The 16,056-nt window shown below is 42.7% G+C and carries 18 protein-coding genes; 9 read left to right on the top strand and 9 right to left on the bottom strand.

Features of this window, described 5'->3' with window-relative positions; all coding sequences use genetic code 11:
- Window positions 1–17 precede the first annotated feature (17 nt).
- The 5 genes from ACXAFJ_RS08000 to ACXAFJ_RS07980 all read right to left on the bottom strand — a co-directional run bounded on the left by ACXAFJ_RS08000 (window position 18) and on the right by ACXAFJ_RS07980 (window position 3,904).
- Window positions 18–386, bottom strand: coding sequence for a hypothetical protein (locus tag ACXAFJ_RS08000; protein WP_475322638.1), 369 nt, complete (start codon window positions 384–386; stop codon window positions 18–20).
- A gap of 36 nt (window positions 387–422) precedes the next feature.
- Window positions 423–671, bottom strand: coding sequence for an acyl carrier protein (locus tag ACXAFJ_RS07995; RefSeq protein WP_475322637.1), 249 nt, complete (start codon window positions 669–671; stop codon window positions 423–425).
- Window positions 672–703: 32 nt separating this feature from the next.
- The gene (locus ACXAFJ_RS07990; protein ID WP_475322635.1) at window positions 704–2,512 is read right to left on the bottom strand and encodes an HAD-IIIC family phosphatase; all 1,809 of its coding nucleotides are present in this window, start codon (window positions 2,510–2,512) and stop codon (window positions 704–706) included.
- Window positions 2,513–2,540: 28 nt separating this feature from the next.
- Window positions 2,541–3,563, bottom strand: coding sequence for a polysaccharide deacetylase family protein (locus tag ACXAFJ_RS07985; RefSeq protein WP_475322634.1), 1,023 nt, complete (start codon window positions 3,561–3,563; stop codon window positions 2,541–2,543).
- A 158-nt stretch (window positions 3,564–3,721) separates the two neighbouring features.
- Window positions 3,722–3,904, bottom strand: coding sequence for a hypothetical protein (locus ACXAFJ_RS07980; RefSeq protein WP_475322633.1), 183 nt, complete (start codon window positions 3,902–3,904; stop codon window positions 3,722–3,724).
- 177 nt (window positions 3,905–4,081) lie between these two features.
- Between ACXAFJ_RS07980 and ACXAFJ_RS07975 the strand changes: the two genes are divergently transcribed.
- The 5 genes from ACXAFJ_RS07975 to ACXAFJ_RS07955 all read left to right on the top strand — a co-directional run bounded on the left by ACXAFJ_RS07975 (window position 4,082) and on the right by ACXAFJ_RS07955 (window position 7,864).
- Entirely contained in the window at window positions 4,082–4,927 is an 846-nt protein-coding gene (locus ACXAFJ_RS07975; protein ID WP_475322631.1) for an AraC family transcriptional regulator, read from the top strand.
- A 91-nt stretch (window positions 4,928–5,018) separates the two neighbouring features.
- Entirely contained in the window at window positions 5,019–5,648 is a 630-nt protein-coding gene (locus tag ACXAFJ_RS07970; protein WP_475322630.1) for a LysE family translocator, read from the top strand.
- A gap of 80 nt (window positions 5,649–5,728) precedes the next feature.
- The gene (locus tag ACXAFJ_RS07965; protein WP_475322629.1) at window positions 5,729–6,013 is read left to right on the top strand and encodes an antibiotic biosynthesis monooxygenase family protein; all 285 of its coding nucleotides are present in this window, start codon (window positions 5,729–5,731) and stop codon (window positions 6,011–6,013) included.
- Window positions 6,014–6,030: 17 nt separating this feature from the next.
- Window positions 6,031–6,735 (top strand): helix-turn-helix transcriptional regulator, encoded by a 705-nt coding sequence (locus tag ACXAFJ_RS07960; RefSeq protein WP_475322627.1) that lies wholly within the window; start codon window positions 6,031–6,033, stop codon window positions 6,733–6,735.
- Window position 6,736: 1 nt separating this feature from the next.
- The gene (locus tag ACXAFJ_RS07955; protein WP_475322626.1) at window positions 6,737–7,864 is read left to right on the top strand and encodes a DNA alkylation repair protein; all 1,128 of its coding nucleotides are present in this window, start codon (window positions 6,737–6,739) and stop codon (window positions 7,862–7,864) included.
- 66 nt (window positions 7,865–7,930) lie between these two features.
- Here the strand turns inward: ACXAFJ_RS07955 and ACXAFJ_RS07950 are convergent, their stop codons facing one another.
- Window positions 7,931–8,404 (bottom strand): redoxin family protein, encoded by a 474-nt coding sequence (locus tag ACXAFJ_RS07950; RefSeq protein WP_475322625.1) that lies wholly within the window; start codon window positions 8,402–8,404, stop codon window positions 7,931–7,933.
- 262 nt (window positions 8,405–8,666) lie between these two features.
- On the opposite strand from ACXAFJ_RS07950, the gene ACXAFJ_RS07945 reads away from it, so the two are divergent.
- Window positions 8,667–8,984, top strand: coding sequence for a hypothetical protein (locus tag ACXAFJ_RS07945; RefSeq protein ID WP_475322623.1), 318 nt, complete (start codon window positions 8,667–8,669; stop codon window positions 8,982–8,984).
- Window positions 8,985–9,031: 47 nt separating this feature from the next.
- Here ACXAFJ_RS07945 and ACXAFJ_RS07940 read toward each other — a convergent pair whose 3' ends face one another.
- The 3 genes from ACXAFJ_RS07940 to ACXAFJ_RS07930 form a co-directional block, all read right to left on the bottom strand.
- A complete protein-coding gene (locus ACXAFJ_RS07940; RefSeq protein WP_475322622.1) occupies window positions 9,032–9,631 on the bottom strand; it encodes an N-acetyltransferase family protein in 600 nt (199 codons plus the stop codon).
- A 210-nt stretch (window positions 9,632–9,841) separates the two neighbouring features.
- Complete coding sequence (nagE, locus tag ACXAFJ_RS07935) at window positions 9,842–11,284, bottom strand: N-acetylglucosamine-specific PTS transporter subunit IIBC (RefSeq protein ID WP_475322621.1); 1,443 nt, start codon at window positions 11,282–11,284, stop codon at window positions 9,842–9,844.
- A gap of 332 nt (window positions 11,285–11,616) precedes the next feature.
- Window positions 11,617–12,186: a helix-turn-helix domain-containing protein gene (locus ACXAFJ_RS07930; RefSeq protein WP_475322619.1), complete on the bottom strand. Its 570-nt coding sequence runs from the start codon at window positions 12,184–12,186 to the stop codon at window positions 11,617–11,619.
- Window positions 12,187–12,327: 141 nt separating this feature from the next.
- Between ACXAFJ_RS07930 and ACXAFJ_RS07925 the strand changes: the two genes are divergently transcribed.
- The 3 genes from ACXAFJ_RS07925 (at window position 12,328) to ACXAFJ_RS07915 (ending at window position 15,975) form a co-directional block, all read left to right on the top strand.
- Entirely contained in the window at window positions 12,328–12,810 is a 483-nt protein-coding gene (locus ACXAFJ_RS07925; protein ID WP_475322618.1) for a YbaK/EbsC family protein, read from the top strand.
- A gap of 293 nt (window positions 12,811–13,103) precedes the next feature.
- Complete coding sequence (locus ACXAFJ_RS07920) at window positions 13,104–13,805, top strand: lipoate--protein ligase family protein (RefSeq protein WP_475322617.1); 702 nt, start codon at window positions 13,104–13,106, stop codon at window positions 13,803–13,805.
- A 544-nt stretch (window positions 13,806–14,349) separates the two neighbouring features.
- Entirely contained in the window at window positions 14,350–15,975 is a 1,626-nt protein-coding gene (locus ACXAFJ_RS07915; protein ID WP_475322615.1) for an ABC transporter substrate-binding protein, read from the top strand.
- Window positions 15,976–16,056: the final 81 nt, after the last annotated feature.

Raw genomic sequence — 16,056 nt, 5'->3', positions numbered from 1 at the left:
AAAAAATCAAACCAATCTTATACTGACATCTGGTTTGTTTCAGGTAGGTGGCTAAATGATGATTGCTTTAATGAGCGCTGCATTAACAACAAGAGTAAACAATGGCTTGTGATGACTTGTTGTGGATGGGCCAAGCTTTGAGTTTGTTCAAATAGAGTTCTTAGCTCAGGTGAATAGTGGTCATAGCCACTGCCAACGATCACCTTGTTAAACTGGTCTGCCATGTCGCTTGCTAGTGAGACCACACTTTCATTAGCTTTTAGCTGGCGTAGTTTAAGAGTAAGTGAATTGATACGGGTGAGCAAAGAGCTGATGCTTAAACCTATTTCTGAGCCGCTTTGCTCTTCTTTTTCTGCCTGATTACTTATGGTTTCCTGTGCCAACATGGTCATGCTCCCATATACCTTTTCTAAGCTTATTTGTTAGTTGTGTGCGAGCTTATGTTCTACAAATCGCGCAGTATCACCTACGGTTACTAGTTGGTTGAGCTGCTCGATTTCTTGCAAACTAAATTTGGTTGAAAACTCGTTTTCGATGGCTTCGATAATTTGTATCTGCGCCATTGAATCCCATTCGTCAGAATCTTCAGGAGAGGTGGCTTCGGTTACCGTGAGATCTTCTTCGTCCAAGATATCAGTGACTATTTCGGTCAGTGTATGCAATATATTCATGTTCAGCCCTCTCGATTTTCTTTGTTGTGTTATTAGTTTGTACAAATTTCAATTGGAGAATTAAACCTTGATTTTTGGTCTGATAATTCGAGACGCCAATGAGTTTCCCCATCTTCAAACTGAGTGATTTTTTCAAAGCCCAATTGCTGGTAGAACTCTGACACTAGGCCATTTTTCTTCGTCGGCTTGTAGATGCCGACAATACTCTTGATACCCGCCAATATTGACTGTCTTTTTACTTCTTCGAAGATTGAAAATTCGAGAGTTCGTTTAAAAACACGGCAACTCATTAACCACATATCTAGGGTTAGTGTAGAACCCTCCGTCTTTCCAGACACAAATGAAACAATGCCGTTGTCACCAAACTTGTCGTTTAGTGACGCCACTATATTTAGATAGCTGCCAGCTTCTGTACGGGTTTGCAGTTGGTCTTGGTTAAGACGCAGCGTGGTGAGATTGAACTGATTGGTTTTATTCACGAGCTGCGTAACACGTGACATGTTGGAATCGTCTAATGGACCAATTTGGGCGGACATCTGTAACGATGCCAAATAATCATCGTAATTGGCGTAAGAGTTTGCGGCATGTTGTCTCTGCGTATTGTCTGCGTACATTTTGCTGCGGCTTAAATCGTCAGCATTGATGGTTTGAGTTTCGAAACAACCGGATTTATCGAGAATGCTAATGTACTGAGTGACGTCATCCCCAAGATTTGGGACAAAAACAGAAGGTAAACCGTGAGTGACCAACTCTCGTTCAGCTGGGTTGTCGTCAACAAAAGCAAATGAATCAACGCCAAGGTTCAGTCGATTCGCGGATTCGATAATGTTGTTATCTTTGTTGTTCCAGTTGGCAACAAAATCAGAGAAGTCACTTATATCGAGCACACTTTCTGAGTGCTCTAGGCCTTTAAGGGCAATGGCGCGTTCGTTTTTACTGCAAACAGTTAGCAGTACCCCTTTTTGTTTTAGCTGTTTTAGATAGGCTTGCCATTCGGTGTAGGCTTGGGCTTGAGCACTACTTTCCCCAATTGCGATGTTGTCTGCCCCATCATCACCGATGATACCGCCCCAAAGGGTATTGTCTAAGTCGCAAACCAAGACTTTTTTGCTAAAGCCTAAAGTGCTTAGCATTTGTGAAGCAATACTGTGTGCCAGTTCTGGAAAAGCATCACTCGACATGGCGTATTTGTAGTTGTACCACTGATTTTTGTCGTACCATTTTTGTAAACCAAACCAAGATGATAGGTAGTTTAAGTCGTGCAAAATGAAGTTAGTTTGTTTTTGAGCGTAATCAGACAGGCGTTGATTGAGTGCATTAACAAAGCGGGTTTTACCTTGTTCAACAGTTGAGTCTAAGTTGCCCATAGGCCGTGAAAATGGAAGTTCAAAGTTGTTTTGAATAATGGTCGCCGAATACTTTTGTTGTAGGGAAGTCCACATTTCTTCGAGCCTTTGAAACTCTAAATTCACTTTCTCTTGCACAACGTTTTTACTGTCAGCAATCTCTGGCCAGTTGCAAATATTTAGGCTTGATGTGTGTAGATAAATAAAATCGGGCGAAAATGCCTGTAAAGTTGGGTTGTCAAACACGGCTTCTTCATAAAAGCGATTGAAATCAGATTGATAAATGTCGGCCTGCAGCCCAGCGTGCAACAAAAAGAGTTCGATGAATTCAGCAATAGGTTGTGTGGTAGAGCCTCCGAGGATAGCAACTCGCACTTTACGCCCGCTGACCTGTTGGCGCAGCTGACGTCTAAGACGCTTTTGAGTTCTTTGGAGTTTTGCTATTTCCAGTGGGTAAGCAATTCTAATTTGACTCTCATTTTGCGACGTTTCCATTGGCTTCCCCCGAAGTAAATAAATTCAGTTATTTCCTTGGTTTACTATTTCCAAAGAGTGCTCTTGAAACATCTGCAAGACCACTAATTGAAAACAGGAGGTGGTTGAGCGAACGGTTATCCATCACTAAGTTGCGTTTCAATTTGAGCAGGTCACAACCGACCTCGTTCAATCCCTCATCAAGGGTAGTTGCAGTTTCTATGCCCAGATTTTTAAGGGTAGGCAGATGGTTTTCATTCCAAATTCCACTCGGGTAGCAAAAATGAGTTAATTTGCTGTTTTCTATAGTTTTTGAACGTAGTCGTTCTCGGTTGGTTTCGATTTGGTGTTTTATCAAATCGGCTTTTTCGGGTAGTCGATGGGTATGAGTATGCAGCTGAAAATCGTGCATCTCATTTTGAGAAAGGTTGGCTATTTCTGTATATGTCGCGTTGTGAAAACGCCTAGAAGCGATATCAGTTTTAGGCATTCCGAGTGCGTCGGCAATACCCTCTAAAAAGGCGAGCTTATCGACATCGTCAAATTCAGCGATAAAGCTTTCTATCTGAGAGACGATCGAGCTGGTATCACCAGAAAATGCACATTTCTTACCTCGAAAATCAACAACCAAATCAGTGTTTGGCGATTTCCATAGCCAGTATTGAAGCAAGACATTGATGACAGGTATTTGGTGGTCACAGTAGTAAGTCGTGATATAAGTGGTGGATGGAAACTGATACGCTTCAAAGCGAGGCAATAGGCCATCAAGACTTGTTTTCCAGCCATCATCGACCGTGAGCACTAAAGGATAATCGTAGCTCACTTCTCCCGCTAAATGCCTTTTGGCCTCCTGCAAACTAATCACATTGAAATGGGAGCGTTTGAGGTAGTCCAGTAGATTCTCAAGTTGAGAATCAGAAATAAAAACGCCCGGCCAAAACTCATGTTCATCCAACTCCGATTTGGAGTGGAAACACAAAATGATGACTTTTTTTCTATTGAACCACGACGCAAGCCTCACTAGACCAAAGCTTCTACACAATAAATAGACAGTTTTTTTTAGCTCACTCATCTCCAGACCAAGTGATCACTCGTGATTTTTAAAGTCTAGGACGTTATGCGGTTAGTTGCATTTTAAGAAGGGAGTTTAGTTGACGTGTTAGGTGAGGTCGATTTGAACAGCTAAGTGACCTATTAGAACAAGTCACGTTGTTATCCAATATGAATAAACTACCACAACAAAAACAAAGTCAGTTCGCTGATTTCAGAAATTAAAGAGGTATTAATGGAGAAGGTTGAGACAAACCAGTAGAAGACTGCGTCAAACATACCAATATCACAACTGACGTCTAGCCACAGGCCGATATTAATCAGGCCGAAGACCACAGATGTTGTGATTAGATATTTGATCATGTTCTTCTCACTTGAGATTAATGGCCGATACACAAAATGTATTGTGACAGGAGGGCGAAGAAAAAAATTGTCTCAAATTGCTGTGTTTGCGATTAACTTTAAGTTAAGCCGTAATTGATAGAATACATAGATTGTGTAATTATCACAAGCACAGCCATTAATTGTAATGATGGTTTGATGTTTCACTCACTCAAGGACAAGAGTAGTAGCAATTTGGAACAATCGAAAATCTGGTCGAATCCGACATTTGAAGGTGTTCAGCTATTATCTGCTCACTACAAAAAATTTGAGTTCACAAAACATTGGCACGATGAATTGGCAATAGGGGTCATTGAGAGCGGTGCCGAAGGTTTGTTCTACCGAGGTCAAAATGTTTTGGTGCCTGAAAACCATATCGTTGCTATCAATCCAGGTGAGATTCATACTGGGTTCGCAGGTCATTCGGATGGATGGCGCTACCGAATGTTCTATTTTGACGCAGCGACACTCTCTAGTTACTTTGACAATCAAGTCAGCCACCTAGACATTTCTATTGATGGCCCAATTCTTAACAACCCAGAACTGTTTACGAGTTTGTTGAAACTCCATGTTTCTTTGGAGTTAAACAGTTTGGACCTGTCTAAACAAAGTCTGTTTACCTTAGCCATCGAACAGCTTTTTCGAAGCTATGGTCAGGTCGAACATAATCAATCTCAGACACTATGTACGCGCGGGGCAATGCTCGCGCGGGATTATTTGACGGAAAATTTTGCAGAAAACCCTTCACTTGATGAATTAGAAATACTCACCAACCTAACCAAGTTTCAGATTATTCGAGACTTTAAGTCCTTGTTTGGTGTAACACCTCATCAGTTTTTGTTGCTCACCAAAGTGAACAAAGCAAAAGGTATGCTCGCTCTTGGCAATACTTGTGTTGATGTTTCTTTGGCATGTGGCTTCTATGACCAAAGCCATTTCACCCGGAACTTTAAGAAAGCATTTGGCGTAAGTCCGTCAAACTACAGGGTCAATAGGTCACACTAAAAAGTTGATTCGTTTTCAATTTTGTACAAGACCCAAATCTAAGTAAAACCTAGCATTACCGCCAGTTCATCATTGTATTGAGGAGGTAGTAGTGAGCTTTTTTATCATCTGGTTAGGGGTTATGTTTCCACTTGTTTTTAGTCCGGGTCCAGCCAACATCGTCTTTGCTGCGTCGGGAGCACAAGTAGGATTGAAACGGTCAATGCCTTTAGTTGCGGGAGTTGACACGGTTTTTGTCATTAAATCTCTATTGATTGGATATGGCTTGGCTGAATTTGTTCAGTCTTATCAAAGTACAATGCACTTTATTCAACTGTTTGGGCTTGGATATTTGTTGTATTTGTCGTACACATTTTTAGTGGCCGAAGTAGGAAAAAAAGACTCGCAGAAACCTAAGCTTGGCTTTGTAAACGGCCTTGTGATTCAGTTGTTGAACAGCAAAGGTTGGTTGATGGTTTTTCTGATGTTTACTCTGTTTTCCGAACAAGCGGAAGCTACCTTTGATTCATACAGCACCTTAGTTCTTGTTACTTGGCTCGCAATACTTAATGTCTCGACCCATATTATATGGGTGGCCTTAGGCGACTTGTTATCCAAGGTCTCAGACCATGCAAACTACGAACGAGCGTTGAATATTATCTACTCACTGTCGCTATGTGGGGTATGTGTGTGGTTGGCTGCGGAAAACCCTCTTTTAGTCCAGCTGTTTGTTGATAAATAAATATTTCATATAGCTGCTGACACAACGTTGTCAGCAGCACCGAATTAAAGTGCTTCTCGAGTTCAATCAAGGAGAATCACATGAACATTTTAGAAATCGTAAACTACAAATCGACAACCGACACTCAGTCTCTATTAACTATGGCGAAAACCATGCAAGCCTTTGTTAAAGCCCAACCGGGTTTTGTGCGTCGCGAACTGGCACAAAGTGGAGACACATGGACAGATTTGGTTTGGTGGACAGATCTCGAGAGTGCACAAAATGCGTCAGAAAGCTTGATGCAGCAATCATTTGCGGGTGAGTTTATGGCAATGGTTGATGCAGAATCGGTTAAAATGGAGCACAAAGAACTACATCAGCTTTAAACTTAGGTAGGTATACAGTGCGCAAGGCCGAAAGACTTTTTCAACTGCTGACTTATTTACAAGGTCGTCGCGTTGCCGTGACGGGAGAGCAAATTAGTCAGCATCTCGAGGTTAGCAAGCGCACTGTATATCGAGACATTGCAGCATTGCAACAATCAGGGATACCTATTGATGGTGAAGCGGGTGTCGGGTATCAACTTGATCGGCGCTTTCAAATGGCGCCAATTATGTTCGATTACAATGAATTGGCAACCATTCGATTGGGCATGAGCCTGATTCGCGGCAGTGCTGATGATGAACTAAAAAAGGCGGCTGAGCAGGTTTTAAATAAAGTAGCAGCCCAATTACCGGAACGTGGCAAGGAGAGTTTTGACACATCAACGCTTGTCGTGCCTAAACACAGTTTGACTGAACTGCAGAACCGTACTCTTACTAATTTACGTAAATGTATCCGTGACCAATACGTGGTTTGTCTCAGTTATCGAGATGAGGCCGGTAATACTAGTGAAAGAGCAATCGAGCCGCTGGGTTTGATGTGTTACGTGAGGCACTGGACATTAGTGGCGTTCTGCCATTTACGACAAGATTATCGAGCCTTTCGAATCGACAGAATTGATCAAATTCAACTAACCGACCAACAGTTTGAGACGTCAAATAATAAGAGTCTGCTCGACTATATGGAAAGAGAAAAACAATCTTACGAGTTAACTTGGTACTACTAATATGGCTGAACCTTTTAAAAATGTTTTTAACGAAGAAATGATTGGTTTGATGGCTGGTCATTTTTTACGGCACGACTCAGACTTTGACGCGACAGCTTTTGAAACTTATGTTTTGAATGGCTTTGAACTGCTTGAATTTAAACAAAGAAGTAATCGAATTTGCGAGGCAATGATTGAGTTTTTACCCGATGACTTTGAACAATCTGCTCAGGTACTCGAAGCATCATTAGGGGAAAAAATTGTCGACGATTGGGATGCGGTCCATATCAATGCGAGTGGTATATCGGGCTGGGCGATTATTCCAATGGCCGACTATGTCGCTGCGCAAGGAAAAACGCATTTTGATCTATCAATGCACTTGCTTAAAGAATTGACGAAACGCAGCTCATCAGAATTTGCCATTCGCCCATTTTTAGATTCCGAACCAGAAAAAACGATCAAAGTTCTTGAAGGTTGGGCGCGAGATGAAAACGAACACGTTAGACGACTTGCCAGTGAAGGGTGTAGACCAAGACTACCTTGGGGATTGCGATTAAAAGGGTTTGTCGAAAACCCGCAGCCTGTATTGCGAGTTTTAGAGCTGCTAAAAGATGATTCCAGCGAATATGTCAGACGGTCTGTAGCTAACAATCTAAATGACATTGCCAAAGATCACCCAGACTTAGTTGCCGATATCGCAGAAGATTGGCTTTTAGGTGCAAGTCTCGAACGAGTAAAACTGGTCAAACATGCGTGCCGAACCTTGGTTAAAAGCGGACATCCAAAAACTTTAACGGTACTTGGTTTTGGGCCGGCTAAATTGAGAGCGGTAACCTTAGCAGTGTCAGAACCGATACTCGAATTTGGTGGTGCGGTTGAGTTATCTTTGAAGCTTGAGAGTGATAGTAATCAGGTACAAGAGTTGATGATTGATTACATCGTTCATCATCAAAAGGCAAATGGCTCTACATCGCCCAAAGTGTTCAAGTGGAAAGTCGCCACTCTAAAAGCAGGGCAGTCACTTAAGCTTAGCAAAAAACACAGCGTTAAGCCCATCACCACACGGGTTTATTACCCCGGGGTCCACAAAGTTGATCTGCAGATTAATGGTAAAATTGTTGCGGATACTGAGTTTGAACTGGTTATGTAAGCCAAAGGCATAAAATAAAAACTAAAAAGGAGCATCAGGTGCTCCTTTTTAAATTCATGCTTCGTGTTACAAGCGTTCTAACACGTATTCTGCTTTGCTCACTTCAAAGCCTTTTGCTTCTTCAACGTATAGTGCCGAAACTACACCGTTGTCAACGACCATAGCGTAGCGCTGTGAACGTACACCGCCAAAACCTGCGGTATCCATTTCTAGACCCAATGCTTTGGTAAAGCTCGCATCGCCATCTGCCAGCATTACTAATTCAGAAGCGTTTTGAGCTTCTCCCCAAGCCTTCATGACAAATGCATCGTTAACGGAGATACATGCAATTGTGTCTACGCCTTTCGCTTTTAGGTTGTCAGCGTTGACAACGTAACCAGGTAAGTGCGCTTCAGAGCAGGTTGGAGTGAAGGCGCCAGGAACGGCAAACAACACGACCTTTTTATTTGCAAAAAACGCTGATACGTCATGGTTGTTCATGCCGTCAGCGGTGAGTTCACTAACTGAGGCGTTCGGTAGTGTTTGACCAACTTCAATCATCTATTTATTCCTTTTGTGTTCTGTTTTCTATGAGGGTTTTACTGACTTCAGATTCTTAAGATCAGTGTATGGGGAAATAGGTGGTTAATAAACTAGCGTGTTGTAGGGATATTATTTCGTAAATAGTATGGGGTAAGTATGGAGTTGTGCGATTTAAATCTTTAATCGGGTTACACTGTTACTTATATTGAACAACAGAATTGTTGCCATGCGCTTATCTCAATCAATTTCCATGCTGTTTCTTTTCATATCAACTCTGTCTATGGCGAAAACTAATTCAGAAAAATGGCATGAAGATGACTATGTGGATCACTATTGTCGTGGTGAGATTGAACATGTATTGCCAGATCGCACTCGAGTTGATTGTTTAACGGATACCCATGCCATTGAGTACGACTACGGCAATAAGTGGGCACAATCCATTGGCCAAGCGTTATTTTACAGCGCTAAGACCGGTAGACAGGCTGGAATTGTATTGATAGTTAACCCAAGGACTAAAGATAGGTATCTCACTCGCTTAAATGAGGCCATTGCCTATCATGGCCTAAATATTGACGTGTGGACGGTTAACAAACGTTAACCGTTATAGAAATCGTCCTAGCGTATTGTTGGATATATATAGCTTTCTTACAGGGACTTAGTCATGATAAAGGGTGTTTTTTTGTCATGAATATCATGAGGCTGCAGAACAAATCCACACCTTTGATAGAAGCGAACTGCATCTAGGTTTAGCTTACTGACTCCCAAGTGTAGCCCCGGCAAGTCAACACTTCGCAGCTTTTCCTCGACCGTTTCGATAAGCTTGGCCCCAATTCCTTTACCACGACAAGCTTCAGTCATGTTGATATGTAGATGCGCGGGAAATTCAGGAAGCAGTGATTCTACTTCTTCACCAATATCGCCGACTTTAGTGTAGTGATGAAAGCTGGGGTGATCAGGTGGAACAATTTGTTTTATTTCGGGAAGCACCTTTGAGACGAAACCGGACTCTTGAGATTTGGTATCCGGTGTGGCCAACACATATCCAATCACGGTTTGATTTTGCTCGGCTACGAAACAAAAGTCTGTTTGATGACGCAGATAATAAAGCGCCCAGCGTAGCGCAAAGACGTACTTTTCATCTTCTGGCAGCTCGGGCAACGAACGAGTTTCGTAGCAGATATCGATAATAGCAGCTTCATCTGATAGCTCTGCGGTGCGGATGGTTACGTCAGGCGATAAGTTCATAAGACTTCCTTTAACTTTATGGTTTTTTGCCAAACAAGTGTTTTAAAAATAGCAGGTTGCCAGTAAAAAACGGCGAGATAAATCATGATCTTTCAAAAAGTCGGGATTTCTATTAACAGTTGAATGAAAAACGTTAGCTACAGGTTACTTGTAATTGAGCGTAAAAAAAGGGCGAGACATGCTCACCCTTTGCTTTGAGGTTTAAATTACTTAGGCTGGAAGTTTTTCCATGGCCGTTGCAACTAGCTCTGCTTGAGCACCGATGATGACCTGTAGGTTCTTCTCTCCTACTCGGACAACACCCATGGCACCAAGGTTTTTAAGCTCTTTCTCATCGACAATAGACACATCTTTTAGCGTCAAGCGCAGACGAGTGATACATGCGTCAATGCTTACGATGTTCTCACGGCCACCTAGCGCCGCCATGTATTGTACCGCTGCGCCACTGATGTCGTTGTTTGAACTTGATTTAGCACTGCTTTCTTCATCTTTTTCGTCTTCACGACCTGGAGTTTTCAGGTCAAATTTCACAATGGCAAAGCGGAATACAGAGTAGTAAAGCGCTGCGAAGAATAAGCCTTGAACTATTAGCATGTAAGGTTTGTTAGCTAGCGGTGTTGTCATCGACAATACAAAGTCAATCATACCGCCACTGAAGCCAAAGCCTGCAATCCAGCCCATGCTTGCAGCAATGAACAGTGATAGAGCAGTTAGGGCTGCGTGAATCACAAACAGTACTGGTGCAGCGAACATGAAGGCAAATTCAATCGGTTCTGTTACACCTGTAATGAACGCTGTACCGCCGGCCGCCAGCATAAGCGAGCCAACTTTTGCTTTGTTTTCTGGTTTTGCAGCGTGGTAGATCGCAAGAGCTGCAGCTGGTAGGCCATAACCCATTACTGGGAAGAAGCCAGCCATGTACATACCTGTTTGACCTAAGACACCGTTGTTAGCCCAGAAGTTACCCAAATCATTGATGCCCGCTAGGTCAAACCAGAAAATTTGGTTAAGAGCGTGGTGTAGACCGGTTGGAATTAGTAGTCGGTTAAAGAAGCCGTATAAACCAGCACCTGCAGGACCTAAGTCAATGAAGCTCTTACCAAATGTTACCAAAGCGCCGTAAACGGTTGGCCAAACGAATAGTAGGAACAAGCTCAATAGTAGTGCCGCTACACAGGTTACGATTGGCACAAAACGCTTGCCGCCAAAGAACGCGAATACTGGTGGGAACTGAATGTTTGAGTAACGGTTGTAAAGCTCACCTGTAATGACACCCATCATGATACCGATGAATGGATTGGCACGTTGGCTGAATGCGAGTGCATCTTCAGTAGACATAATGTCCGCTGTCACACCAGTAAACAAACCGCTTACCGCTGGGTCGAGTAGTTTGTCGATAATGCTTAGACCAACGAACGCGGCCAAAGCTGCTGAACCGTTGTTATCTTTGGCGATACCGTAAGCCACACCTATCGCGAACAACCAACCTTGTGCACCTAATATAGCGTCACCAGCTTGTCCTAAAAATATACTAATGGGATGGCTGCCACCTGTAGCGTAGTTTAAACCAATTAGCAGTGCCGCTGCCGGCATCACTGCTATGGGCACCATTAATGCCTTACCGATTTTTTGTAGATATCCGAGTATGTTCACTTGATAGATCCTCTTCGACTGTTTGCCCCCCGGCAAACGTGTGAACCACGCTTAGCGTTCGTTCACAAACCAAGAATTAGATGAAAGTCCAATTCAAACTTGGCGCTTTTACCCCAAAACACATGGAGTCCTGAACTAGTTGAAAACGAGTGTAGTTTTAGTCAGACAACTTAGTTCGCGCTCTGAAATAAATACTATTAAGGTGAGGATTAACCACTTGTTTAGACAGTATTAACTTTCTTTAATAAAAGGGGTTTTTGAGGAGGTTCTATCAAGAGATGTGGAAGCAATCACAGTCTCCTAGAGAAATGAGCGCTCGGGCACATATTTCCTTAGTTCGACGGCGAAATGGAAGTTTGAACCGGGTAACAAATGATGTTCTGAAACCGAGCATTCTTGGTGACTGCTCGATAGCCATGAGGCTGGTCGGCATTAAACTGGCAAGTCTCTCCCGATTCAAGTTGATGCCAAATACCATCGAACTGCACCTGAATTGAGCCCTCTAAGACCCAAATATGTTCAACAACTCCAAACTGGTGAGCTTGTGAAGTCTGTTCATGGTGATGAACTAAAGTCACAATAAAGCTTTCCATCTGAGTCAGAGGGTTGAAGGGGAACTGGCTTTCCACTTGCATATTTAGATCGTTGGGAAATGTTTGCCTATGAGCAGAATTCAGGTCTTGCATGTCTGCAAAAAAGCTCGAGAAAGACAGTTCCAAGCCGGTTGCGATTTGCCACAGCTTTTGAATAGTCGGGCTCGATTCCTCGCGCTCGATTTGACCTAACATGGCTTTTGACACACCAGTTAGTTTTGCTGTCTTGTCGAGACTCAATCCTTTCTGTTTTCGTGCTTGTCGAAGTGTCAATGCAATGGTTTGTTTGAAATCTAAAGAGTTTGTCATTTTCTCTACCACTTAAAAAATACTCACTTTGAATTACACTTCGATGCATTGTACGTTATAACGCACGGTGTTAAACTGATTTGTACGCAATAACGCACATAATAGTAACAGAAAAGATTCACCGAACAATAAGGAAGAGAGATGACGCAACAAACGTTAAAGCAGAGCGCTCAAAAAGTTCAAACGCAAATCGACCAACTAGGCTGGGACTTGAAAGTAAAGACTTACCCAAGCTCAACGAGGAGTGCAAGAGATGCGGCAAAGTCGATTGGATGTGAGGTGGCTCAAATTGGAAAATCCATTGTATTTCACGATCAATTATCCGATTCACCAGTCTTAGTCATAGCTAGTGGCGTAAATCAAATAGATACCAAGCTTTTGGATACCAATTACGGCTTATCATTGATTTCAGTTGATGCAAAATACGTTAAGAAAAAAACGGGCTTCACAATTGGTGGCATTCCACCTTTAGGACACCAAACCACTCTTAAAACCTTTCTCGATTCTGACCTAAAGAACATGACTGAAATATGGGTAGCAGCAGGCACACCGAATACAGTGTTTTCGATGACCCCTGACCACTTAAGTTCTCTTGGTGATTGGGTGGATGTAATCCCCAGGTAAGCTCTAGGTGCGAGTTTCAGTGGGCGTTAACTGGTCTTCAGGCATGGCATCGAATTGAATCTGTGTTCATTTAAAATCGAGAATCGATGACACAAGATCAAGGTCAGTTATTTTTACCCTTGGGAGCTCATCTTCTGTCCCATTTCTTTTTAAAAAAATGGAAAGGATTTGTGATTCGAATGCGTTCAAGTTCTTAAAGTAGAGAGGCACGAAATGCATCCTCTGAATCCGATATCTTGAAGTCACTTGAGTATATGCTATAACCGAGTGACGCTTCTTATCCTCTGGATTCCATGAAAAACAAACTACTCAGATACGAGCATATTGACGTCGCTAATGCGTTTGAAAAAGAGCAAGACCTTATCGAACAGATTAAACGAGGCAAACTTGAGAAGGGGTTAATGATTTGGCAGCCGAAAAATCGTGTATTGGTTTTGCCTTCGGGTGCCAAGTGGCCGAAATCAGAACGGTTAACTCAAGCTCTATTTGATGATGGCTGGTTCGTTGAGCAACGTAAAACCGGCGGCGCACCCGTTCCACAGTGCCCAGGAATTATCAACTGCAGTTTTTTGTACAAACTAAGCAAGTTCGAACCTTTCAAAATAGAGGAAAGCTATACGGCTTTCTGTCAGCTTATTCAGAAAAGTTTACAAGAATTTAATATTGAATCGGAGATTCACGCAACCCCCGGCTCTTATTGTGATGGTGACTACAACCTCAATGTTAACGGTAAAAAAGTGGTTGGTACTGCTCAACGAGTGATTCAGTTATCGGGTGGAGAAAAACTGATCTTGGCGCAAGCTTGCATACTGTATGCGGGGAACGTTCACGACCTTGTCAAACCGGTAAATATTACCAATAACATCACTGGCGTGGGCGGCGTCATAAAGGCTGAAGTACACGATACACTGAGCGATAGTATCGAGCTTGAAGGAGGAGTTAACCAATACATGACATCGTTGGTTAATGCATTTTTAAACAGCAAAAGTGCATAGAATAAAATAACGTGTTTTGATTAATTATTAGACATAACCATCGATAATTGTGGTTATTTGACCGACGAATGTTAATAAAACCCTGACAGGATTGGTTGCTTATTGTTCAAAAACTTCCATCTGGTAGTGACGCTTCTCACACATTTACCACGTTCAATAAATTAATCTCACTAAATGTTAAATATGTAGCAAATTGGAAAACGTTTTTCCCGCAGGATACTGAACCCAAGCGGCTACAAACTCAGTATTTTATTGGGCTTATCAGCCGAATTTATTATGTAAATATCTCGTTAAATCTAATCCACTGCGCGAGGGGGATAGATTAGATTTATTTACTATTAATGCCATAAAATATCAGATTATTACGTTTTAGTAAGACATTTTTATGGCAAATTCCTTTGATGGTTGCTAATGTGTGCCGCAGTCTTTTTTTGGGCTACGACCCGCTGTTTTTCAGGATGTTCAGCTTGTTGTATATGGCTAACCGTTCTAGCAACCAGAAGAAGGTGACATGGATGCATTTAGAAAACTTGGAGTTTTGATCATGTATAAAAACAAAATTACACAAGCGCTACTATTAGGCGCAGGTATGGCAATGGCGTCTACGGCGGCATTTGCAGCAGACGTTCCAGCTGGCACTAAACTGGCTGACGTACAAGAAGTTGTTCGTGGTAACGGTTCAGAAATCGAATCCGTTGACCCACACAAAGTATCTGGTGTTCCAGAATCACACGTAATCCGCGACCTATTTGAAGGTCTGTTGAACCAAGACGCATCGGGTTCCCTTGTACCGGGTGTTGCTGAAAGCTGGACTACAGAAGACAACCAACACTACACGTTTAACATCCGCAAAGATGGTCTTTGGTCAAACGGTGACAAAATCACTGCACACGACATCGTTTACAGCTGGCAGCGTCTTGTAGACCCAGCAACGGCTTCTCCTTACGCAACGTACTTAGGCGATGCTGGTGTTGTCAATGCGAAAGAAATCCTAGAAGGCAAAGTAGCACCATCTGAGCTAGGTATTGTGGCTGAAGATGATTACACGCTGAAAGTGTCTCTAACGGCTCCAATCCCATACTTCTTGAAAATGCTTGCGCACACTTCTGTTAAGCCTGTTCACAAAGCAACAGTTGAGAAGTACGGTGATGCATGGACTAAGCCTGAAAACTTCGTAGGTAACGGTGCTTATGTACTTTCTGAGCGTATCATCAACGAAAAAACGGTTCTGACTCGTAACGCTAACTACTGGGATAACGACAAAACGGTTATCGAAAAAGTAAGCTTTATGCCAATTGAAAGCCAAGTAGCGGAAATGAACCGTTTCTTGTCTGGCGAGCTTCACATCACAGATTCAGTGCCAAACGAGCAGTTCAAGCGTCTAGAAAAAGAATACCCAGAGTCAGTACTGATTTCTCCACTGTTTTGTACTTACTACTATGGCTTCAACAACCAACAGCCTCCATTTGACGACAAGCGCGTTCGTCAAGCGTTGAGCTACGCAATTGACCGTGACGTAATTACAAAAGCGATTTGGGGCCAAGGCCAGCAACCAGCTTATGCCTTCACGCCACCAATCACTGCTGACTTCACACAAATTACTCCTGAGTACGCGACTTGGACTCAAAAAGAACGTGAAGCGAAAGCGCGTGAGTTGCTAGCAGAAGCCGGTTACGACAAGTCTAACCCGTTAAAAGTTAACCTTCTTTACAACACAAACGAGAACCACAAGAAGACAGCTGCGGCTATCCAATCTATGTGGAAAAAATCGTTGGGTGTAGACATTACGCTAGAAAACCAAGAGTGGAAAACGTATGTAGACAACTCTGAGCAGCACAACTTCGAAGTTCGTCGTGCTGGCTGGTGTGGTGACTACAATGAAGCGTCTACTTTCTTGACTACTATGCGTTCAACAGCAAGCTACAACTACCAGGACTTCCAAAGTGCTGAGTACGACAAGCTTCTTGATGATGCATTCCTAGCAGTTAGCGATGCTGAGCGTGAGAAGATTTACCACAAGGCTGAGTACTTGCTTGCTGACGAGATGCCTATCGCACCTATCTTCTTCTACACCAAGCCACGTCTATTGAACCCACTTGTTGGTGGTTTCCCTTACGAAAACGCTGAAGAAATGATCTACACGAAAGATCTATACATGAAAGCGAAGTAATAATTAAAATTATAGAAGTAAAAAAATACTGCACGGAGCGATCCGTGCAGTCTTCTTTTGTCTAAAAGTCACAGACTGAAG

The organism is Vibrio sp. ABH4_348 (assembly GCF_056159765.1).
This window is presented reverse-complemented; position numbering and strand designations above follow the sequence as displayed.